Genomic DNA, 21,213 nt, shown 5'->3' on the forward strand with positions numbered 1-21,213 from the left:
CCGACGCAAAAAGTCACGGATGAAAGACAAACTCACTTTAAATCGTTTTGCTAAGTCTCTTTGTGTACCTTCTTTGTTTTGCCACGCACTTAATATCTTCTGTCGCAAGTCAATGGAATATGCTGCCATGTCTTAATAATCTTCTTTTTTTACATCTTTTAAGTTTACCAGCTTTGTGGCAGCTTTGATCTCAAATTGCTGTAAGTACGTAGCTGCCGCGATTCATTCCGGCTGCGTAGGCGTAGCCCGCCGAAGGCATCGCATCAAGTGCAGCTTTGCGATCGCTATCTATCTGAAACGTAATATTTTCTTTGCTCATTATCTTGTGAAAGTTGTATTGCAATATGTGGCAATGCAACATAATTTTAGTGCAATACGGTTCTAACTGAACCGTATTGGTTTTTTACCTAATAGATATTTGGTATTTCTGAACTCATCGAACTCACGTAGCTTTAACTTAAATTCATATTTAATCAGCAAAAAGGTTTATGGCTTTCTCAAAACTTCATATTTAGGAAGCAAAAAGAGCTTTGACTTACTAAATATGAGCTTTGACTTATTCATTTTGGTGTTTTCCGCAAGTCAAATGAGCTTTGACTTACTAAATATGAGCTTTAACTTCCTCATTTGGGTGATTTCCGCAAGCAAAATGAGCTTTGACTTACTAAATATAAGCTTTGACTTACTCATTTTGGTGTTTTCCGCAAGCAAAATGAGCTTTGACTTACTAAATTCGTTTGTTTACTAGTTTATTTAAGTAATTCACGCATTCATTCCTTCCTACAAATAGTTGAAACCCTAACCGTATTGAATTATAGTGGCGATCGCTATTATCTCAGAGCGCCTCTAGGTTGGAAGCTTCGCACTACATGAAAAAAGCCTGCGTTGACAGGCTTTTTTAGAAAGTTTTGAAAGAGCGATCGCACTGTTATAAAATCAAAATGTCCATTCGTGATCTGGATCATCGAGGGCGGCGCGAACAGAAGCTAAATTTGCAAGGTCTTTGAAGGGGCTAGATTTAGCTATTTCTGTAATTGAGTTTAAGGTAAGGGCTAGTTGTTCATTATTACCGGATGCGATCGCATGATCAACGACAGCAAATAAAGCGCGAAAGTTTTCCGCACGTTCATCAAAAGAGCGATCTAGATACGCCATCAACAACTCTCGCTGGGCGTTAATCTTGGTGATTGTTTCTTTTTGCCAAGCCTCAATCTCTCGTCTCTTTGTCTGTTCTTGTTCGGCAATTATCTTATATTCAGTATAAGCTGAAGAAAATGCGTCAACACATTGCGTTTTTTCCAAAGCTGCTATCTCACGCCTTTTAGTCTGTTCTTGCTCTCCAATTTGCTTGTAACTGGAAACAATGCTCACTAACGATTTTGTGGCGTTAACCGCAGTAGATATTGTAACGATACTTGGTAAAATCATTGCTAAATACCTCCCAGAGTTTTGTATTTAGCTTGAATGGTTAGAGTAAAAGGGTTTAATAGTCCTTCATTATCTAAAATAGGAATTTTCATAATTTCTGCAAGTGCTTTAATTAAAAGTGCTACCTCTTGAAATTTGCTAGCATCGCGATCGCGATTAAAAGATTGGGCTTCAAGCTCCTGAAGTGCGGATTTAGCACGGTTGTTTAAATTACACACTAAATTAGCAAGTTCCACTGTTCGCCGTTTAACCTGTAAGAGAAAATTTTGAGCTGCTTCAATATTGGCAATTTCTACGTTGATATTAACTTCATACTCCCGCGCTTTAGTCAAAGCTTCCTCACCCTTACCAGCAAGTTGAAAACCCCCAACCATTAACATTGGGGCGAGTGTAATACCTCCCAATACAGCACCACCAACCGCCATACTACCACCACCTAACCAACCTATGGCTCCAGTCAAAGCCGCAGTACCACTAAGTTGTGAGATACCGACTTGAGCAGTCCGCAATCCAAAGAAGCTGGAAACAGGAACTTTCCCTACATTGCTTGCTAAGGTAATTGCACTAGAACCTGCTGCTGAGGCTGCAACGGCTGCTGATACACCACCTTTCACCCACTGTTCAGCTTTGATAACTTCTGTTTTGTACTCCTGAATTTGCTGAGTGGAGATGTCTAATCCAGCTACAATGTCCAGATTGTTTTGGGAAGCTCGCTGACCAATTCTCTCAATAAAAGCTATAAAGTTTGAAATTGTACCCTGTTTGATACGAAGTTGCATTTGACCATAAACTTCTGCTGACTGGTTGGTAATTTCCCAGGCTGCTTTTAAATTTTGCAAGCTACTTTCGTATTTTTGTTGAGCCTGTTCACCAATTTATTTTGCCTGATTCATATTGCCAATACCTTCAGCACCTTTTACTGCTCCGAAGGCTCCAGTAGCCAAAGCAGCAGCACCCAAAATCAGTGGAATCATGAAATACTCCTGATTGTGATTAGTATTTGGTTAGTACTTGTCTACGGGTTCACCATAAAAACAAGGCATCACCTTATACTTATATTTCCCTTTAGTACCAACTAATAAACATTCAGAAGGTATAAATTTGAGAGTGCGATGAATGCAGTTGTCAATTCTTTTCGTGTTGAGTGCGATCGCACCTGTGGGAGGCTAAAACTTCAATGCAATGGACAAGCGATGTCTACGACGGGCGTAGCTGCGGCACATCACTGTAGATTGATTTGAAGTAAAGAAACCCAGCACGACTTACCGCAGGCATCGCAACTGTTAGGATAAGGGACAGGAGGGTTTATTATGTCAAATACTGCCCAAGAAATATACAGCCAAGTTGTTTGTAACTTGTCACCGACTGAACGGCTACGCTTGGCAACCCTGATTCTAAATGAGCTAGTCGAGCAAAACTTATCTATCATCGACCAAAGTGATACCTGGACTGAACAAGATCAGCTTGATTTAGCATCCTTCTCCTTAGAGTACGCAGCTTCAATTTTCCCTGAAAGCGAGGAGACAGTTTAGTGACGTTCAATTCCGGTGATGTAGTCACAGTTGATTTTCCCGGTGTCACTGGTATTAAGCGTCGTCCTGCTGTAGTTCTGTCATCTGCCACTTATCATGCAACTCGTCCCGATGTGATTATTGGACTGCTCACTACTCAGATAACTGGCCTTGGAATTACTGATTACACACTTCAGGATTGGGCAGCAGCAGGTTTGCGGGTTGCGTCTGTTTTCAGAAGTTTTATTGTCACCTTACCACCCTCAGCTAATTTGGTTTTGATTGGTCACTTGTCAGAAGTTGATTGGAAAGGTGTTCGTGCGTGTGTCAAGATAGCTCTGGCTGAGTTAGATGATTCTAAACCATCATAGAGATTTATGTATCTTTAGCAACTACAGTACTTGTGCGTAGATGCTTTTTAGCGGCTTGCCGCAGGCATCGCGCCTGTGGGAGGCTAAAACTTTAATGTAACGGACAAGCGATGTCTACGACGGGCGTAGCTGCGGCACATCACTGTAGATTGATTTGAACTAAGGAAATCCGGCACCTCTTACCGCAGGCATCGCAACTTTTAGGATAAGGGACAAGAGGGTTTATTATGTTCAATACTGCCCAAGAGATATAGACAGGCTTGGATATCTTCGAGTTCGAGATCGGGAAAATCCTCTAAAATCTCAGAAACACTGACATTCTCAGCCAACATTTCTAAAATGTCACTCACACGAATTCTCATACCTCTAATACAAGGATGACCACCGCACTGGCCAGGAGTTTGAGTAATACAAGTCAACAAATCAGCCCTTGGGTTGATGCAAGTATTTTAATATCTGGTACTTTTATTTAACTTTAATTATGCGATCGCAATTACCCTGCGTAACATCTAAGTGCAACTGACAAGCGCTCGCACATCACTGTAGATCAGTTTGAAGTAAGGAAACCCGGCAATAATTTATGAATATTATAGTTGAGCAAAGCAAAACCCAATGTTAGACTTTTTTCAAAGTTATCATCTGCAATCAATTCATGACAACTGTTAGCGATGTCTACGACGGGCTACGCCTACGCGCTGATTTTGATAGCCCTTGGAAAGAAATTATAGAAGCTTATTTTCCCCAAGCAATGCATTTCTTTTTTCCAAAAACTTCTGCATTAATTGATTGGGAACGTCCCTACGAATTTCTAGATAAAGAATTTCAACAAATAACTCGTGAAGCTGAACAGGGTAAGCGATATGCTGATCAATTAGTTAAAGTTTGGCAAACCCAAGGGGAAGAACTTTGGTTATTAGTCCATGTTGAAATTCAGGCACAAAAAGAAGATAACTTTAGTAAGCGAATGTTTACCTACAACTTTCGCATATTTGACCGCTTTGATCAACCAGCAACAAGCCTTGCAATTCTCTGTGATCCAAACCGAGAATGGCGACCAAGCAATTACAGTTACAATTATCCCAATACTCGCTTAAATTTTGAATTTGGTAGTGTTAAACTTTTGGATTATGAAAATCGCTTTCACGAGTTAGAAAATAGCGATAATCCATTTGCAACTGTCGTCATGGCGCATTTGAAAACGCAGCAGACACGCCATCACCCGAACAACGCAAAATATGGAAGTTTAGCTTAATTCGCAGGCTCTATGATTTGGGTTTAGGAGAGCAGGATATTCGTAATCTGTATCGATTTATCGATTGGGTTATGATATTACCAAAGGCATTGGAAAATCAATTTTGGCAAGAGTTTAAACAATTTGAGCAAAAGCGGACTATGAGATATATAACTACTGGTGAGCGCATTGGCTACGAGCGCGGTAAACAAGAAGGTAAAGAAGAAGGTGAACAACGGCTTATTTTAAGGTTATTACAAAGACGAGTGGGAGAATTATCACCAGAATTGCAAGAGCGCATCCAATCTCTTTCTTTAAATCAATTAGAAACTCTTGGTGAAGCTTTGTTGGATTTTACTGCTATGGAAGATTTACTTCACTGGTTGCAAACAAATCAATCAGCTTAAAATCTATTTTTATGAAAATTGTAAAAAATACATCTACTCACTTACTCATACAGGATTTTTTGGACTCAGTTCGATGAGTTTTTTTTACTTTAACGAAGTGAGTAACAAAAAGGGCAGGTAGAAAACCCGCCCTCAAAGTAATCAATATTTAAACTAAACTAGCGATCGCAACTTAACTAGCGATTTCCGGTGCACTCAAAGAAACCTTTAGCATTTCTTCTTTTCGTTGTGCTAATGTTGGCACGGAACCACGCAATCTTGATGTCAATTGTACAGTTGTAGCGTCATACATTTGAGTCAGCAACTTCGGATAAAAACCAATACCAATAATTGGCACTAACAAACAGGCAATGATAAATACTTCGCGGGGTTCGGCATCTATCAAAGCTTGGTGAGAAACTAATTCCTTGTTCTCTTCTCCATAGAAAATTTCCCGCAACATCGACAGCAGATAAATCGGAGTTAAAATCACTCCCACTGCCATCAAGAACACCACAATGACTTTGAAGGTAGAGCTATAAGCATCGCTAGTAGCAAAGCCCACAAATATCATTAATTCTGCCACAAAACCGCTCATCCCTGGCAATGCCAAAGAAGCCATTGAACAAGTGGTGAACATGGCGAAAATCTTCGGCATTCTCTTACCGACACCGCCCATTTCATCCAACATTAAGGTATGGGTGCGGTCATAAGTTGCGCCAACGAGGAAGAACAAACTCGCCCCAATTAACCCGTGAGAAACCATTTGCAAAACTGCCCCACTCAATCCCAAATCGGTGAAGGAGGCAATACCAATGAGAACAAAGCCCATGTGGGAAATTGAAGAGTAGGCAATTTTTCGCTTCAGGTTGCGCTGGGCAAAGGATGTCAAAGCAGCGTAGATGATATTAACTACCCCCAAAACCACCAACACCGGTGCAAAATAAGCGTGGGCATCGGGCAGCATTTGGGCATTCATCCGAATTAAGGCGTAACCGCCCATTTTCAGCAGAATACCTGCCAGCAACATATGCACGGGGGCTGTCGCTTCACCGTGGGCATCCGGTAGCCAAGTGTGCAAAGGAATAATCGGCAACTTGACGGCGTAGGCAATTAAGAAGCCAGCATAAAGTGCAAGTTGGAAATTGAGGGCGAAATCTTTAAGGGCGAGCGATCGCATATCGAATGTCACCGTATCGCCGTAAAATCCCATTGTCAGGGCAGACAGCAAAATAAACAACGATCCGCCAGCAGTGTATAAAATAAATTTGGTCGCTGCATATTGCCGCCTTTTGCCTCCCCAAATCGACAACAGAAAGTATATCGGTACCAGTTCAAGTTCCCACACCAGGAAAAATAACAGCATATCCTGGACGGCGAACACGGCAATTTGACCGCCATACATCGCCAAAATCAAGAAGTAAAATAGCTTGGGCTTGAAGGTAACAGGCCAAGCTGCTAAAATCGCCAGCGTGGTAATGAATCCAGTCAAAATAATTAGGGGCATAGACAAGCCATCTGCCCCTACTGACCAATTCAAACCCAATTGTGGTACCCAAGGGTAACTCTCTACCAACTGCAAATCGGGATTGGAGAAATCATACCCAGTATAAAAAGCGTAGACAATCAGTGCAAAATCGAGCAGCCCGACAATCAGGGAATACCAGCGCACTGTTTTGCCGTCTTTATCCGGGATGATGGGAAGCAGTAGCGAAGCCGCTATCGGAAACAGAATAATCGTCGTCAGCCACGGAAAATTAGCTGTATTCATCACAATTTGTCTGCAATTAAAATCATGTTTGGCAAAAAGTCACTAGCTATTAATTAACAGCTTTTTGGTGCTTTGCTCTTCATTGTTAGGTTGATTTAATTAAATTTGCAATCCCCCATTTTTTCTCTTGGGAGTCTCTTTTGACAGTTGAGGTACTGAATTACTCTCAGTAAAGTCAAAAATTTACCCTAAAAAAGTCGCTAGACTATAATTTTAGCAGTGCGATCGCGTAACCCAACCCAAGCATCGCTAAAAATACATGATGCTGTTTGGTGGTTGTTAAAAAAAAGCGATTTGGTGCAAAATTTTAGTTGATGCATTTTGGACAGGATTGGTGAAACCTCTTGGGCGGATTTTAACTTTTCTTTTTGGGTTTCGTTCAAAGAATCTTCATTTTTAATGAAACTATATTTGCTTTTATTTAATCCCTCTAATATTCGGTCTTTTTCGGCTTTGTTTTCTAGCGACATTGCTGCTCTCTTTTCAGCTTTACGCATTGCATCTAACTCATCATTTACTTGTTTCATTACATGAAATCTATCAGCAGTTACATTGGCTGTCTTGCTTTAATTCTTCTACTAAGCTTTTATAAGGCGACCAGAGATCAATACTCACTTCTTGGATTTGTTCAAGCACCTGAACACCCCAACTTACAAGAACTTCCTTGATTTCTTCCCTTCTTCTGGACTTCACTATTTCAATGGGTTTATGAGTATCTAAATCTACTAATACCGCTAAATAGTTTCCTTGACCTTTAACCAAAGCAATTTCATCTATACCTAACCTTTTTACCTGACTTAATTTTATGTTTAATATTTGTGATACTTGTCCTTTTAACATTGATTCAACTTCTTCATCACTCAAGTCATTCCTTTCAGCTACACTATGAATATTGCTCTCTAATACTTGCTGTACTATCTGAAGAGCTAATCTCTTAGTATATCCTTTGTTTTTCTCCACGAAATCTAGTTTTTCGCTAAAAACTTTTTGACATCTATTACATTTAAATTGGCGACGATTTATTTTTAATAAAACTGTTTTCTCGCTCCAAGATAAATCATGAATCATTCGCCAATGATTTTGATGTATACTGCGAGTAGTTTGTTCACACGAGGGACAATTACAATAGTTGATGTATTTCTCTATACTTATAACTATTCCTATACCTTCAATTTCTTCTCTGCGAGACGCTACGCGAAGAAAATCTAATACTTTCATATCGGGAAGATTTAGGATTTCCTCTACAGGAAATTTCATAGCAAGCACCTAAAATTTTAGTATATGCGGATTTAGATTATAACATATGTGCTATTTGATAGTATCTTAACATTTGCAACCTATTGCAGTGTCAGCATTTCAGGTATCAAGCATACTAAATTGTAACTATTGAAATTGAGTTAATTTTGATTTCTGCCATAAAAGTAACGCAAGAGCCATAAAATAGTGTGTTTTAGTTTTACCACAACGATTTTTTTCTATTAATATACATCTTTATATTTACTGGTTGAAATCGTCAGTAAAGCTCTGGTATAACTAGTTTTCTCTTGCTGGTGGTGTTCGTCGATGTTGTGTTAGCAATCCAATTGCCATACCAATGCCGACAATGGCAGTAAAGTAGAATAAACCAATCAATCGGATATAAATTGGTGGTGCGATCGCTTCAACTTCAACTAACTGCGCCACTTTCACCGGCGGAAATTGAGGATTAACTCCAGGGTTAGGAGTTGCTTCTACCTCGACTTTGTGGGGTGCACCATCAAAAAACTGTTCAAGCCATGTTAACTTGCCTTGTTCGTCAGAAACTCCTTTGTAGGCAAAGACTGTTAAATTATCTTCTAAAGCGATCGCTTTCACCTGCAAGGCTACATCCCTGATAGGTTGTCCTGTGGCGGTATCTTTCACCTGTAGCGCTAAATTCGCAAGTTTTCCGACAGTCGCGTTTTTATCTCCCTCAATGCTAATTTCCAATCCCTGAGATTTTTGAGATGATGGTGCTATGGCTTCGGTACTGTTTGAGTGTTCGCTGCCATGAGCTTCTGCGACTTCTGCACTAATATTGATAACTAATAGGGTTACGATAGCCACCACTGTCAAAGCACTTAATAAAAGGCGCACTGACTGCGGTGCAATTTCGCCTTCTTGCAATTTTTCTTGTCCGCCAATAACCCAACCACCCACTAATCCAAGTGATAGTAAAATAGCTGCAACAACAGCAAAATATTTATATTTTACGGGATTTTCTCGGACATTTAGATTCAAGGTTTGTTGATAGGGAGCAAAAGCATTTGCTACCAAGGGAGACACGTTAACCCGCAGTTGATAATTACCACGGATGGGTAATATCTGCTGAATTTCTAACTTACCATCGGGTGCAGCAGCATTCATTTGCAGCAATTTTGTTCCCTCGACAATGGGAAAATCTGTTGTTAACCAAGGATTAGGCGGTGGCGTTAGAATTTGTAAGTTAATTTTGGCATTTTCTAATGGTTTACCCGCAGCATCAACAGCTTGTAACGTCAGAGTAACGGGAGATTGTGGTTTTTCTGTTCCTGCTTCAAAAGGAAGAATACGTTCTAAAGCTGGGTTGGTGGAGAGTAGCACTCTGGATGTAGGAATTTGGGAACTCCCCACAAAAGAATAAAGAATTGACAAAGTGATACAAACAGCGCTAATAACTCCAAAAAGCCGATATTTTTTCATAAAAACTTCCGGTAAATGTGAAACCTGTGTACTTTTTACAACTGAAATCTAACAGCAGTGGGTGAAAGTTACCCCAGATTATTAGTCTCTTTATTATTAGTAATAGGACTTACGCAAACAATAGCCAAAACCCTGATTTTTAGGTAGGGGCAATTCATGAATTGCCCCGACAGCGTGTATTTTCGCGTCAGTCTTAAGTAAGTAGAGGAATTCTAGTCAAATAATTAGTAATAAATCAGACATCATATTAAATTAAGTTCAAGTGATGTAGAGATGCTTTTTTCCATCTCTACAAAACCTAAAAATTATTTCCAACTAAAAACATTGCCGGGAAATCCGCACTACTTTAGCGTTATAACTTTGTTAGGTGTCAAAGCATTACTTGATACACCTAAAAATCTTGGAATTATGATAACTTAGTGACACGCAACGCCTAAAGTGTGGTGACGCGCTGAGTGTGCTGTATTATGAGCCGCAGGATAGGTAGAGAACAAGACAGTCCAGATAACCAAAGAAGATAGCAGCATATAAAGCGTTACCTGCACAGGCTTCGATAAGGTAATACCTGCGGTCTTCTGCAATACTGAAATACGAGAAAAACTAGTCATTTTTGACATCCTATAATAAATTTGGGTAATTCGTCAATTAAAGGCCACAATGCCACTTGATTGCAAAAAGATATCCGATTAACTTTGTGTTTGACAAGTGTGTATCAAATATATTGTGTAATTCAACCATAGTGAATACTATACAATTCTTTGAACATTGGCTCATCACGATGCAGCAATCTACACATAAAGTCTATTCTATAAAAATAACAAAAGAATGACACAGGGTTTTAGGTGATGGCATTTTCAAGGGACACAACACGAAGGTAACAGATAAAAATTAAAAATGGTCATGTTGCCAAGTATTCAAAATTCCTTGAAATGAGATTTATGTTATCTCTAAGCCAATTAAATACGTCACAGATTATCAACAGTTTACTGTAAGTAGCAGTTTTGAGGCGCGTGAAAATTATTGACAATAATTATTAATTCCTATAAGATACACAACAGCAATTGCAAATTATTTGCAATTCTCTTTTGGCGCTAACCGTAATTAAATGTAATGCCCAACAACTTCGCTCTGGGTAACGAAAAACTTTGGAACCGCCGTCAACTATTGAAGTTTGGTCTAGCAAGTGCTGGAGTGACTGGTGCAGCAGGACTTTGGCAGATGTTAAATCTACAAAGCAAGTCAATCGTCAAAGTACCATCACTTGAGATGGACTCACCAGAGGATGTTACTAACCCGATGAAGATGGTGAGAGATTTTGATTATGGGACGCTCAAGCAAGAGAATGGGCGCACTATCCGAGAATTTCAGTTAACTGCGGGTACTTCCATAATAAAGCTCAATAGTGCTGTCTCTTACAACATCTGGGATTTAAACGATCGCATCCCAGGTCCAACGCTACGGGCAAAACAAGGCGATCGCATCCGAGTAATATTTCTCAACAACGCGGGACATTCTCACTCTTTACATTTTCATGGCGTTCATCCAGCAGAAATGGATGGCGTTCGCCCGATCAGCAACGGCAAAGCCACAATTTATGAATTTGATGCTGAACCTTATGGTGTTCACTTATACCACTGCCATATTGAACCAGTCACCCGTCACATCGCCAAGGGACTGTACGGGATGTTTATCATCGATCCACCGACTTCCCGTCCCCCGGCTGATGAGATTGTACTAGTGATGGGTGGGTATGACGTGAATGATGATAGCCATAACGATTATTACGCCTTCAACGGTCTGCCGCACTATTACATGCATCATCCCATTCGCATTTACAAAGATCAGTTGATTCGGCTGTATGTTCTCAACATCATTGAATACGATCCGGCAGTGACGTTTCACTTGCACGCCAACTTTTTTGATGTCTATCGCTATGGCATGAGTATGACTCCTAGTGAGAAAACTGATGTGATTACGATGGGTATCGCAGAAAGGCACATCTTGGAATTTGCTTTTCGCTACCCAGGTAAATATATGTTTCATCCTCATCAGGATGCGATCGCAGAAAACGGTTGCATGGGTCAATTTGAGGTTATTACTGAAAGTAAATCTCAAAAATCTGTTAAAAATTCCTGACAATATTATGAATAATTCGTAATTAGTTCATTAAATTTTTAGTAACTAGTTGATAAGAAATGTCATTATATGCAACAGTAAAGTCTATGACAATGTGTCAAACAAACTAGCTTTCAGTAATAGTTTTAATGTTTCAATTAATACATTTTAAGTTGCGTGAGGAGCAAAAATGATCAAACTTCGTTATGTCTGTTTAACAGCAGCAGTTGCGGCAATAGTAACTCTAAGTGCCTGTAACACTACGCCGACCGCAGAAAATCCATCAGCACCGGCTGCTAGTCCTCAAGCTACAGAAGCAGTAAGTAATAACAATCATAGTGGTCACGGTGGCAAAGAAAAAATTAACATTAACACTGCTATATTGTCAGAATTAGATAAGTTTGAAGGCAAGCTAGGTGTTCCGGCTTTATCAAATAAAATCCAAGCAAATCGTCCCTACGGTAGCCCAGAAGATTTAGTTACTAAAAAAGTAATTACTCAAGAGCAGTTCGACCAAATTAAAGACCAGGTTGGTGTTCAAGAAGTAGTACTCACAGGTGAGGCAAAAGATGTTGACTATATGTCTAAATTAGGCTTAATGAAAGGGCATCTTTTGGTAGCACAAGAACTATTAGATCAAAATCAGCCGAAACAGGCAGAACCTCATATTGGACATCCAGTTGAGGAGATTTACGTTGATGTAGAAGAACAATTGAATGAGCGTAAAGTTAAAGAATTTAAGACAACTTTGGTAAGTTTGCAAGATTTAGTAAAATCTACTCCTAAAGATGGCAAAGTTAAAACTAATTTTACTTCTTCAGTGCAAGCAGTAGACGGTGCGATCGCAGCATTACCAGCAGATCAACGCTCAAAATCAGGATTTGTGTTACAGGTAATTAACGAATTATTGGATGCAGCCAACTCTGAATATAGCGCGGCGATCGCCGATGGTAAAGTAACCGCGCCAATTGAGTATCAAGATTCTCGTGGTTTTGTCGTTTACGCCAATGAATTATACAAAGGAATTTCTAGTCAAGTAGCTCAACAAGATCCCGAAGCACATAAAGCGATCGAAACTAGTTTAGCTGAACTAATAAAAGTTTGGCCTGCCGCCATCCCACCGACGAAAGCAGTTAAAACTCCTACTGATGTTACCAAGCTAGTGAAAACCATTGAGGAAAACTCTCAAAAAGTGGTTGATAAATCCAATACTCAAGCGCAGCGATAGCACTTTTATTTAATGGGAAGCATAGGGTAGGAAGTTTAAAATTAGGAAATAGTTAGGAATTACGTTAGCGTAGCGGTAGCGAGTCCGCGTTCGCTTTTAGCGTCTCGTAGAGAGCGTCATTACGTACTCCTAACTAATTACACTCCATTCGTTACTTGAACTAACAACTGATGCAAGAACTTGACCAGAAAAAGACCATTGACCTGCTAAATGCCATCATGGAATTTGAACTAGCAGGGGTAGTGCGCTATACACATTATTCTTTGATGGTGACTGGCCCTAACCGCATTCCAATCGTGGCTTTTTTCAAAGCACAGGCAAGTGAATCTTTACTTCATGCCGAACAAGTGGGCGAAATTCTCACCGGTTTAGATGGGCATCCCTCCCTAAAAATTGCCTCAATGGAAGAAACCTACCAGCATAAAGTCAAGGATATCTTGGAAGAAAGCTTATCCCATGAAAAGAAGGCATTAGAACTGTATAAAAATCTGCTCGAAACTGTCACCAATGCCAGCATTTATCTGGAAGAATTTGCTCGTGGCATGATTGGGCAAGAAGAGATGCATAATCTCGAACTCAAAAAGATGCTACGCGATTTTAGTTAATAGTTATTAGTTATTAGTCACTAGTTATTGGCTAGGGACTAATGACTAAGAATAAAAGACAAAGGATAAAAGATGAATTTTAGTACTGCTCTACCTACTTTTGTGATTACACTCCGAGAAGGAGTAGAAGCCGCCCTTGTTGTGGGAATTGTGCTAGCTTTGCTGAAAAAAGCTAAACAATCCCGGCTGAACTCTTGGGTATATGCTGGTATCGGCGTTGGCCTTATCGTCAGTGCCTTAATAGGAGTGCTATTCAGTTGGGTGACTCAAGCACTAGGCAAAGCTTATCCGCAATACACGGGAGTAATTGAGCCAGCGCTGGAAGGTGTATTTTGTGTATTAGCGATCGCAATGCTCAGTTGGATGCTAATCTGGATGACCAAACAAGCCAGATTTATGAAAGCTGCGGTTGAAGGAGCTGTTAACAGCGCCTTGACAAAAAACACCAATGCTGGATGGGGTATTTTTAGTTTAATTTTTGTGGCTATTCTGCGCGAAGGTTTTGAAACCGTTCTGTTTATTGCCAGTAGTTTTCAACAAGGGTTAATGCCTGCTATTGGTGCCCTTGGTGGTGTGATAGTTGCGATCGCAATCGGTGTGCTTTTATTTAAATGGGGCGTTAAAATTAACATCCGCCAGTTTTTCCAGGCAATGGGCATTTTATTAGTGTTAATTGTTGCAGGGTTAGTTGTGACAGCGCTGCAACGTTTTGATGAAGCTATTGCTAGCATTGCTCTCAGTAACCGCGCCTCGGAGAACTTTTGTTTTTATTACGAACACTTTACTAGAATCCACTCCTGTATTTTAGGGACAATGGTTTCTAATACTTCCAAAATCTTACCCGACGAACAGTTTCCTGGTATTATTCTCAAATCTTTATTTGGTTATAGAGAACATCTTTATCTAGTACAAGCAGTGGGATATGTAACATTTTTATTCACCATTGGAGGACTGTATTTCCGCAGTCTTGGAGGTATATCTCCTGAAGCTAAAAAAAATATCCCAGTTAGTCAAAAAGCCATTAGTTATACCAGGGATTAAAAGCCTTATCATTACCAACATCTTTCAAAAACTTTGCGTTCCTCTGCGCTTCCCTCTGCGCCCCTAACCTGCGGGAAGGCGTTCGCGTAGCGTCTCGTAGAGAAGCGCCTATGCGTTTAAATTCAAACCTCAATTGTCCACAAATTTCCGATAATTGTGTACTAAGTGCTTTGTGATGCCAACAGCGATTTCTTAAGCTCCTGACAAGCCTTTTCAATTGCATCTATACTACCTGGATTTACCAACCCATAGTAATCAAACACGTAAACTCGGTTATTTTTAGTCGCTTGCAATTGCTGCCAAAAACCTTCCTTTTTCAGCGAATCTAAAAGTGCTGCTTCCGAATTCCCTTGCGGCGAATTAACCAAAATTATCACCTCTGGATTTGCCTCTAAAACCTTCTCAGCCGAAAGTGTCACATAACCGCCAATTGGACTTTTACCTTGTAAATCTGCTGCTATATTTTTCGCCTGAAATTTTGCAAGCAAATCCCCTGCCCAACTGTTTTTATTCGGGGCTAAAATTGGTTGACGACTAACTAGAACTAAAGCCGAAAGATTCTGCGTTTGCTTGTCTGGCAAAAAAGTTTTATAACGGTTTAATAAAGGCTGAGGATCAGCATCAATTGACTGAGCCAATGTTTTAGTAAGTTCTTCTAGAGATTCCCAGTTATTCACCTTGGTGAGCAAAGTCAGAATTCCTAGCTGCTTAAGTTTTTGAATTGGCACGGTAGAAAAACCTTCAGCACCAATAACTAAGTCCGGTTTTAGTGCTACAATTTTTTCTAAATTTGGCGGATTTTGACCTTCACTAACACGGGGAAGATCCTTGAATCTTGGCTCATTTTGAAATAATTTACTCCCAGTAATTCCAACAATTTTTGTTTGATCGAGTTGAGAGATGATATCAGCAGCAAGAGAAGAAAGAGCAACAACTCTTTTTGCTGATCCTTTTGGTAATTGCTGAGAGTTCGTGTTAGCTGCCTCAGTGGTATTTTCCACTTTGGTTTGTGGTTGCTGAGTAGTTGCAGTGGTGCAAGCAACTAAAACTATACTCAACAAAATTGCGAAAGTAGATAAGAGCCAACGACGATGCATATTAAAATTCCTTCTGAGATAATATCGCTTGAATAGCAAAAGTGGTTAAGGTTGTAAATAAAAATAGATGTTGCATTTTCTGGCACTAAGCTAAACTACAATTTAGCGATCAAAATAAAATAACCACTCTTAAGTCTGTAGATATGAACTAGTCTAAAGTTTGATTCCTAAAGCTCGTAAGTAATCGTCTATTTTAGTTTCAAGTTCAGAGCGTTCAGCCTCTAGCTGATGAAGTTTGCTAATTTCCAAAGTTAGATCAATTTTTTCATTAGCAGGAGGAATAACGTAGCAATTAACGCTGAGGTTATGTTCGTTATCAGCAATTTCTCCGACAGTCCCGAGTTTTGCAAACCCTTCTTCATCTGAAAAGCTGCGATATGTGGAAACAATATGATCTATATGCTTACAGTGTAGGAAATTATGTCCTTTTACAGCTTCATATTCACGGCTTGCATCAATAAATAAAATTTTATTTTTATTAGATTTTCTTCGATTGAAAATCACTATCACAACTGGGATTGAAGTGTAATAAAAGAGCTTTGGAGCAAGTTCGATGACCGCTTCAATCAAGTCTGCTTCAATTATTCTTCTGCGAATTTCTCCTTCGTCTCCTTCACGAAAAAGGACTCCACGCGGTAGTAACACTGCTGCTTTTCCGGTATTATTGAGAGAGGAGAGAATATGCTGGATAAACAGAAAGTCCCCTATACCGTTGCTAGGGACTCCATAAGAAAATCGACTAGGATAATTAACGTGCATAAGATCCATTGGTAGGTATTTGAGGTTAAAAGGCGGATTACTTAGCACTACATCAAACAATCTCGGCTTACCATCTTCAACAAAACAAGGTTCTAAGATGGCATTGCCTATCCGAATATGAGGGTTATCAATTCCATGAAGTATTAAATTAGTTTTGGCAGTTGCATATTTGTGAATATTTGTATTCTGTCCATATATATTTACTTGGGATGAATTTCCTCCAATTTTCTTGATGAATTTTACAGCTTCAGCCAAAAATTCACCAGAGCCACAAGCAGGATCATAAATACTTGTTTCTTGCTCTGCATTGATTAATTCAACCATCATCTGAGTAAGTTGACGTGGAGTATATATTCCTGCAATTCCTTCAAGATAAGCACTTTTTTCGATAAAGTTTTCACCTGCTTTACCTAGTTCATTTAAATCATCAAAATTTTCATTGCTAAGGTCTAACTCAGAAAAAAGTTTGATTACACGTAGTAGTATTTCATCATCAAACCTAGTCCAGAAGTTAATTTCTGAATTAGTAAAAACTCCTCTTAGGTTAGAGTTAGTTTCTTCTATGACCGTCAAAGCTTCACTGAGTTTTTGAGCCAGATAACGCCGTTTTGTTTGTATAACAGACCAGCGTGCTTCTTCAGGAACAGACAATCGTGTTCTTTCTTCTATACACGATTGATCTGACAATCGCTTAAAGAGGAGCAACTTCAGCGCACAGTCTACACTTTCACCTAGAGCATATTTCTCACGCAAGACATCAATGATTTGCCAAAGTTTACGTTCTATTTCAACTGCACTGATCATATTTGTACCCCTAACGCTTGAAAAAGAGCAACTTCGGAGAGTTTTTGGCGAATTTTAATTGCTGATAATGTGACCTTTTTTGCTTGCTCAACAGATAGAAAAAGTTGAGCTATCTGATTCTGAATCTGCAAATCTGGTAACGGGATTTCTAAATTGCGAAGGTCAGTAACCCTCATAGCAGGCAGAGTAGTAGTAGATTGCCTTTCTCTGAAAGATGGCAACCGTTCAAAGTATTCTGAGCGTAGCAGCACAGTTAAGTACAAAGGGTTAACTTCGTGAAATTTTGAGCGGAAGAAGACCGTGTTTTGGTTACATACACTTCCTTGGATAGCCACAGTAACCACTGAGGATTTAAGGAGTGTACCTCGAATTGCTATAACTACATCGTTTTCGAGTAGCTGATACCGTTCAATGTCGGGTATAGCAAGTTGAGCTTGACTGTGGACATTTTTTACATATAGGTCTTCAAGATCACTAACACTAACGACACGGTAAGTCTCTCCTTGATTGCTCACATAGCGACTAGGGATGATTCCTTGAGAAATTTGACCCAGTTCTTTGAGTGGAATGGATTGGGATGCCATAGCCTAAAGCACAAAAAAATTAGATATTCACAGCATAAAAACTTTTGATATAAGCTATCTTATAGCAAGTCACCTATATGCTCAAGTGGAGTCATCTCATGTTATCGAAAAAACCCTTGCTCAAAAGACATAAATCCTCACACAATCAGGACTATTGGACGTATCGTATGGCTGTCGTCACCCTAGCAATAACCGTTATAGGTTGTGTTGCTGGTGCAATAGTGCTTCAAATCTATGGAAAATCTACTCCAGATTTACTCACGACGTTAGCGCCCTGCGCGATTGCTGCTTTGGCTGGAATCGTCACACCCTCTGCACCGAATCCTTAAGCAGGAAGTTCCTGGCTGGAAGGATTCGCGTAATTAGCAAATTCTCAGACGATCAAATAACCCTGATTCTGGTGATTGCCACAGTCAGGGCTATTGAATTTGATTTTTGATCAATGTAAATGTTCCAATCCTCAGTTCAACTTACTTTGTCTCCATCCAATTTTCACCTACACGCGCATCCACCAGCAACGGTACACTCAACTGCACTGCGTTTTCCATCACCGACTTAATTTGCACTTTTAATTCTTCCCACTCATGAGGGGGACTTTCAAACACTAATTCATCGTGAACTTGCAACAACAAACGCGCCTGGTAATTCTTCAAAATATCATGCAATCTTACCATTGCAATTTTGATAATATCAGCGTTGGAACCTTGAATTGGTGCATTAGCAGCAGAGCGTAATAAACCCGCATCAAAAGGGCCTAAATTCTTCAATTTACTCAGATCAATATCTTCTGGATTACTGCCTTTTAATTTACGTAAACTGTTATTAGTAAAGTCAAAATAACGACGACGACCGAGAATAGTCTCTACATAGCCAAGAGATATTGCTTCTTTTTTCACTCGCTCCAAATATGCAAATACTTGAGGATATCGTTCATTAAACCGCTTAATGAACTCGTTGGCAATAGTCTTATCTATCCCAGTTGAGCGCGAAAACCTTAGAGAACCCATTCCATAAATCACGCCAAAATTGATAGTTTTTGCCATCCCTCGTTCTTCTGATGTGATATTTTCTTTTTCAAAAACTAATCGCGCGGTAACGGTATGAACATCTTCATTTTGCTGATATGCTTGCACTAATATCGGCTCTTGACTCAAATGAGCTAAAATCCGCAATTCAATTTGTGAATAATCAGCCGCTACCATTAACCAACCAGATTCCGGTAAAAACGCCTTCCGAATTTGGCGACTAAAAGCTGTACGAATGGGGATATTTTGCAAATTGGGATTAGAAGAAGATAATCTACCTGTTGATGTTGCTGCTTGATTAAAATCAGTATGCACCCGTTGAGTATCTGGACGCACCAATGCAGGTAATGCATCAACATAAGTAGATTTTAATTTAGATAGAGTGCGATACTCAATGATCGCCTCAACAAATCCAGTTTTATCATCTTCTTGGAGTCTTTCTAGTGTTGCTGCGTCTGTAGAATAGCCTGTTTGAATTTTACGAGAATGTTTGGTACTTAATCCCAACTTTTCAAACAAAATTTGGCTCATTTGTTTAGGAGAACCCAAGTTAAAATTTTCCCCAGCTATTTCAGTTGCTTCCTCTTTTAACCTGGCTAACTCAGTTTCTAAATGCTGCGAAAGTTCTTGTAAATAAGCTGAATTAATCCGAACACCTGTGTATTCCATTTGGGCTAAAACTGCTTCTAGTGGCTGTTCCACTTCCACTAATAGCTTAGATAAAGCTGGAAATTTATCCAATTCCTCACGCAATTTCGCTACTAAGCCAAAGGTAGAATAAGCATCCATACCGCAGTAATCTGCTACGGCGGAAATGTCTATATCAGCGATAGTTTTGTCTTTAGGAACTAAATCTAAATAACTTTTAGCTATCAATCCCAAATATCGCTGCCCCAAATCCATCAAATTATGACTAGAATCTGGATTTAGGATGTAACTTGCCAGCATGGAATCAAACACTACTCCCACCAAATTAATTCCTTGACACTTTAAAACTAAGCGGTCAAATTTGGCATTTTGTAGAGCTTTAGGATAATCAGCACTTTCGAGAATTGGACGTAATGCTTCTAGCACCAAATCTTTATGCAAATTTTCCCCAGTTTTGTGTCCCACAGGAATGTAGGCCACCTCATCGGGTTTCGTTCCCCAACAGCAACCAATTCCTACTAACTCAGCGTCTCTTGGTTCTAAATCGGTGGTTTCAGTGTCCCAAGAAACAGGTATTTCTGGGTTGGTGAATTTTTGCAAAAGTTCCACTAACTCAATTAGTTTTACTTCGGTATCGATGATACGTGGCGTAATTGGAGAAGTAGATTGTAGTGGAACTGCTGCTGTATCACTAGCACTAAAAAACCACAAATCATTATCTTCATCAGCGCGGAATTCTGAGTTAGTAGAGTTGGGATTAATTGCGTCTGTTTTAGCTTCTTGGTTTTCTGCAACCTTTCCACCAAAACGTTGCTGGAGGTCGTTAATTTTGTCTAAAAATTTACTTAATTCTAATTTTTCTAAAATTGGTGCAAGAATACTGGCATCAAATCCGGTTAATTTACAATCTTCTAAATTAATTTCTATAGGAACATTAAGAACTATATTTGCTAAATAGCGGGACTTTTCGGCATCTTCTTTACCCACTGCCAGTTTTTTCTGAATAGCTCCTTTAATTTCATCTAATGCAACATAAATATGGTCAAGGGAACCATAGGTATTTAGCAGCTGCACTGCTGTCTTTTCGCCAATTCCCTTGACCCCAGGAATATTATCAGATTTATCACCACAAAGAGCTTTGAAATCAACAATTTGTGAAGGTAAAACGCCCATCTTTTCTTTGACTTGTTCTGCTTCAAATTCCGCGATGCTATTTGTAGAGCGTTTTAGGGCATCTGGACTAAAATACAGGACAGTAATTTCCTTGTCAGGATCGATTAGTTGAAATAAATCGCGATCGCCAGTCAGAATCTTCACCCTATACCCAGCAGCAGTTACGCGCTGTGCTAAGGTTCCCAAAACATCATCTGCCTCGTAACCAGGAGCAGTGAAAATTGGTAGATTGAAGCCATTGAGCAACTCATGGAGATTTGCTAAGTCGGGAATGAAGTCTTCTGGCGTTTCTTTGCGATCGGCTTTATAAGTCTCGTCGGCTTCGTGGCGAAAAGTTGCCTCACCCAAATCAAAAGCGATCGCCATTGCTTGAGGTTGTTGTGTTGCCATTACCTCCAGCAGGCATTTAACAAAACCAAAACATATACTCGTAGGAATCCCCGTTTTGGTATGCAGTCCTCCATCTCGTCCTTTGGCAAAAGCAAAGTAGGAACGATAGGCCAGGGAGTGTCCATCTACGAGGATGAACATGGGACGTGTTGCGGTTGCAGAAGTCAAAGTTTCAGACATAGCCCTATTTTAGCCAGAAGCTTTGTTACATAGTTAGCAATTTCAGATGCTCGTTCGGCTTGGCTTTGGCGACAATAGCGCAGTTTTTGCATACCAATTGCTCCTGCATATAATTTTAGACAAAGTGATGTCTACGTATTTGCAGCTTTAGTACAGAAGCCCAGGA

At 39.7% G+C, this 21,213-nt stretch carries 19 protein-coding genes and 2 pseudogenes; 9 read left to right on the top strand and 12 right to left on the bottom strand.

Annotated features, from left to right (window positions below; genetic code table 11):
* Positions 1-190: 190 nt before the first annotated feature.
* The 3 genes from ACEW80_RS12160 to ACEW80_RS12170 all read right to left on the bottom strand — a co-directional run bounded on the left by ACEW80_RS12160 (position 191) and on the right by ACEW80_RS12170 (position 2,267).
* On the bottom strand, positions 191-319 hold the full coding sequence (locus ACEW80_RS12160) for a hypothetical protein (RefSeq protein WP_373526819.1): 129 nt from the start codon (positions 317-319) through the stop codon (positions 191-193).
* Between the two features lie 617 nt (positions 320-936).
* Positions 937-1,428, bottom strand: coding sequence for a hypothetical protein (locus ACEW80_RS12165; RefSeq protein ID WP_373526820.1), 492 nt, complete (start codon positions 1,426-1,428; stop codon positions 937-939).
* Positions 1,429-1,430: 2 nt separating this feature from the next.
* Positions 1,431-2,267, bottom strand: a complete 837-nt coding sequence (locus tag ACEW80_RS12170; RefSeq protein ID WP_373526821.1) for a hypothetical protein — start codon at positions 2,265-2,267, stop codon at positions 1,431-1,433.
* Positions 2,268-2,540: 273 nt separating this feature from the next.
* Here ACEW80_RS12170 and ACEW80_RS12175 point away from each other — a divergent pair, with 273 nt between their 5' ends.
* The 3 genes from ACEW80_RS12175 (at position 2,541) to ACEW80_RS12185 (ending at position 3,310) form a co-directional block, all read left to right on the top strand.
* Complete coding sequence (locus ACEW80_RS12175) at positions 2,541-2,669, top strand: hypothetical protein (RefSeq protein WP_373526822.1); 129 nt, start codon at positions 2,541-2,543, stop codon at positions 2,667-2,669.
* 69 nt (positions 2,670-2,738) lie between these two features.
* Entirely contained in the window at positions 2,739-2,960 is a 222-nt protein-coding gene (locus ACEW80_RS12180) for a hypothetical protein (RefSeq protein WP_373526823.1), read from the top strand.
* Positions 2,960-3,310, top strand: coding sequence for a type II toxin-antitoxin system PemK/MazF family toxin (locus ACEW80_RS12185; protein ID WP_373526824.1), 351 nt, complete (start codon positions 2,960-2,962; stop codon positions 3,308-3,310). The genes ACEW80_RS12180 and ACEW80_RS12185 overlap by 1 nt, the downstream gene beginning before the upstream one ends.
* Positions 3,311-3,510: 200 nt before the next feature.
* On the opposite strand, the gene ACEW80_RS12190 is transcribed toward ACEW80_RS12185, so the two are convergent.
* Positions 3,511-3,750, bottom strand: coding sequence for a DUF433 domain-containing protein (locus ACEW80_RS12190; protein ID WP_373526841.1), 240 nt, complete (start codon positions 3,748-3,750; stop codon positions 3,511-3,513).
* 212 nt (positions 3,751-3,962) lie between these two features.
* Between ACEW80_RS12190 and ACEW80_RS12195 the strand changes: the two are divergent.
* Positions 3,963-4,948, top strand: a pseudogene (locus tag ACEW80_RS12195) (DUF4351 domain-containing protein).
* A 172-nt stretch (positions 4,949-5,120) separates the two neighbouring features.
* On the opposite strand, the gene ACEW80_RS12200 reads toward ACEW80_RS12195, so the two are convergent.
* The 4 genes and pseudogenes from ACEW80_RS12200 to ACEW80_RS12215 form a co-directional block, all read right to left on the bottom strand.
* Positions 5,121-6,698, bottom strand: coding sequence for an NAD(P)H-quinone oxidoreductase subunit 4 (locus tag ACEW80_RS12200; protein WP_373526825.1), 1,578 nt, complete (start codon positions 6,696-6,698; stop codon positions 5,121-5,123).
* Between the two features lie 284 nt (positions 6,699-6,982).
* Positions 6,983-7,955: pseudogene (locus ACEW80_RS12205) on the bottom strand (ISL3 family transposase); the annotation flags it as partial.
* A 276-nt stretch (positions 7,956-8,231) separates the two neighbouring features.
* Positions 8,232-9,398 (bottom strand): hypothetical protein, encoded by a 1,167-nt coding sequence (locus tag ACEW80_RS12210; protein ID WP_373526826.1) that lies wholly within the window; start codon positions 9,396-9,398, stop codon positions 8,232-8,234.
* A 416-nt stretch (positions 9,399-9,814) separates the two neighbouring features.
* Positions 9,815-10,006, bottom strand: coding sequence for a CbtB domain-containing protein (locus ACEW80_RS12215; protein WP_373526827.1), 192 nt, complete (start codon positions 10,004-10,006; stop codon positions 9,815-9,817).
* A 502-nt stretch (positions 10,007-10,508) separates the two neighbouring features.
* On the opposite strand from ACEW80_RS12215, the gene ACEW80_RS12220 reads away from it, so the two are divergent.
* The 4 genes from ACEW80_RS12220 (at position 10,509) to ACEW80_RS12235 (ending at position 14,387) form a co-directional block, all read left to right on the top strand.
* Positions 10,509-11,534 (top strand): multicopper oxidase domain-containing protein, encoded by a 1,026-nt coding sequence (locus ACEW80_RS12220; protein WP_373526828.1) that lies wholly within the window; start codon positions 10,509-10,511, stop codon positions 11,532-11,534.
* A gap of 169 nt (positions 11,535-11,703) precedes the next feature.
* The gene (locus tag ACEW80_RS12225; RefSeq protein WP_373526829.1) at positions 11,704-12,741 is read left to right on the top strand and encodes a helix-hairpin-helix domain-containing protein; all 1,038 of its coding nucleotides are present in this window, start codon (positions 11,704-11,706) and stop codon (positions 12,739-12,741) included.
* A 170-nt stretch (positions 12,742-12,911) separates the two neighbouring features.
* Entirely contained in the window at positions 12,912-13,346 is a 435-nt protein-coding gene (locus ACEW80_RS12230) for a bacterioferritin (RefSeq protein WP_373526830.1), read from the top strand.
* 72 nt (positions 13,347-13,418) lie between these two features.
* Complete coding sequence (locus tag ACEW80_RS12235; RefSeq protein ID WP_373526831.1) at positions 13,419-14,387, top strand: FTR1 family protein; 969 nt, start codon at positions 13,419-13,421, stop codon at positions 14,385-14,387.
* Positions 14,388-14,548: 161 nt separating this feature from the next.
* Here the strand turns inward: ACEW80_RS12235 and ACEW80_RS12240 are convergent, their stop codons facing one another.
* The 3 genes from ACEW80_RS12240 to ACEW80_RS12250 all read right to left on the bottom strand — a co-directional run bounded on the left by ACEW80_RS12240 (position 14,549) and on the right by ACEW80_RS12250 (position 17,631).
* Positions 14,549-15,484: an ABC transporter substrate-binding protein gene (locus ACEW80_RS12240; RefSeq protein ID WP_373526832.1), complete on the bottom strand. Its 936-nt coding sequence runs from the start codon at positions 15,482-15,484 to the stop codon at positions 14,549-14,551.
* Positions 15,485-15,637: 153 nt separating this feature from the next.
* Positions 15,638-17,047: an N-6 DNA methylase gene (locus ACEW80_RS12245; RefSeq protein WP_373526833.1), complete on the bottom strand. Its 1,410-nt coding sequence runs from the start codon at positions 17,045-17,047 to the stop codon at positions 15,638-15,640.
* Positions 17,044-17,631 (bottom strand): restriction endonuclease subunit S, encoded by a 588-nt coding sequence (locus ACEW80_RS12250; RefSeq protein WP_373526834.1) that lies wholly within the window; start codon positions 17,629-17,631, stop codon positions 17,044-17,046. The genes ACEW80_RS12245 and ACEW80_RS12250 overlap by 4 nt, the downstream gene beginning before the upstream one ends.
* Positions 17,632-17,798: 167 nt before the next feature.
* On the opposite strand from ACEW80_RS12250, the gene ACEW80_RS12255 reads away from it, so the two are divergent.
* Positions 17,799-17,960 (top strand): hypothetical protein, encoded by a 162-nt coding sequence (locus ACEW80_RS12255; RefSeq protein WP_373526835.1) that lies wholly within the window; start codon positions 17,799-17,801, stop codon positions 17,958-17,960.
* Between the two features lie 141 nt (positions 17,961-18,101).
* Here ACEW80_RS12255 and polA read toward each other — a convergent pair whose 3' ends face one another.
* A complete protein-coding gene (gene polA / locus ACEW80_RS12260; protein WP_373526836.1) occupies positions 18,102-21,047 on the bottom strand; it encodes a DNA polymerase I in 2,946 nt (981 codons plus the stop codon).
* Positions 21,048-21,213: the final 166 nt, after the last annotated feature.

The organism is Nostoc sp., assembly GCF_041747015.1.
Taxonomy (GTDB): domain Bacteria; phylum Cyanobacteriota; class Cyanobacteriia; order Cyanobacteriales; family Nostocaceae; genus Nostoc.

Bases quoted from the DNA above. Each gene is read 5' to 3' on its own strand.
- ACEW80_RS12160 (WP_373526819.1), bottom strand. From the start codon at position 319: ATGAGCAAAGAAAATATTACGTTTCAGATAGATAGCGATCGCAAAGCT.
- ACEW80_RS12165 (WP_373526820.1), bottom strand. From the start codon at position 1,428: ATGATTTTACCAAGTATCGTTACAATATCTACTGCGGTTAACGCCACA.
- ACEW80_RS12175 (WP_373526822.1), top strand. From the start codon at position 2,541: ATGAATGCAGTTGTCAATTCTTTTCGTGTTGAGTGCGATCGCACCTGT.
- ACEW80_RS12180 (WP_373526823.1), top strand. From the start codon at position 2,739: ATGTCAAATACTGCCCAAGAAATATACAGCCAAGTTGTTTGTAACTTG.
- ACEW80_RS12200 (WP_373526825.1), bottom strand. From the start codon at position 6,698: ATGAATACAGCTAATTTTCCGTGGCTGACGACGATTATTCTGTTTCCG.
- ACEW80_RS12210 (WP_373526826.1), bottom strand. From the start codon at position 9,398: ATGAAAAAATATCGGCTTTTTGGAGTTATTAGCGCTGTTTGTATCACT.
- ACEW80_RS12215 (WP_373526827.1), bottom strand. From the start codon at position 10,006: ATGACTAGTTTTTCTCGTATTTCAGTATTGCAGAAGACCGCAGGTATT.
- ACEW80_RS12220 (WP_373526828.1), top strand. From the start codon at position 10,509: ATGCCCAACAACTTCGCTCTGGGTAACGAAAAACTTTGGAACCGCCGT.
- ACEW80_RS12225 (WP_373526829.1), top strand. From the start codon at position 11,704: ATGATCAAACTTCGTTATGTCTGTTTAACAGCAGCAGTTGCGGCAATA.
- ACEW80_RS12230 (WP_373526830.1), top strand. From the start codon at position 12,912: ATGCAAGAACTTGACCAGAAAAAGACCATTGACCTGCTAAATGCCATC.
- ACEW80_RS12235 (WP_373526831.1), top strand. From the start codon at position 13,419: ATGAATTTTAGTACTGCTCTACCTACTTTTGTGATTACACTCCGAGAA.
- ACEW80_RS12240 (WP_373526832.1), bottom strand. From the start codon at position 15,484: ATGCATCGTCGTTGGCTCTTATCTACTTTCGCAATTTTGTTGAGTATA.
- ACEW80_RS12245 (WP_373526833.1), bottom strand. From the start codon at position 17,047: ATGATCAGTGCAGTTGAAATAGAACGTAAACTTTGGCAAATCATTGAT.
- ACEW80_RS12250 (WP_373526834.1), bottom strand. From the start codon at position 17,631: ATGGCATCCCAATCCATTCCACTCAAAGAACTGGGTCAAATTTCTCAA.
- ACEW80_RS12255 (WP_373526835.1), top strand. From the start codon at position 17,799: ATGGCTGTCGTCACCCTAGCAATAACCGTTATAGGTTGTGTTGCTGGT.
- polA (WP_373526836.1), bottom strand. From the start codon at position 21,047: ATGTCTGAAACTTTGACTTCTGCAACCGCAACACGTCCCATGTTCATC.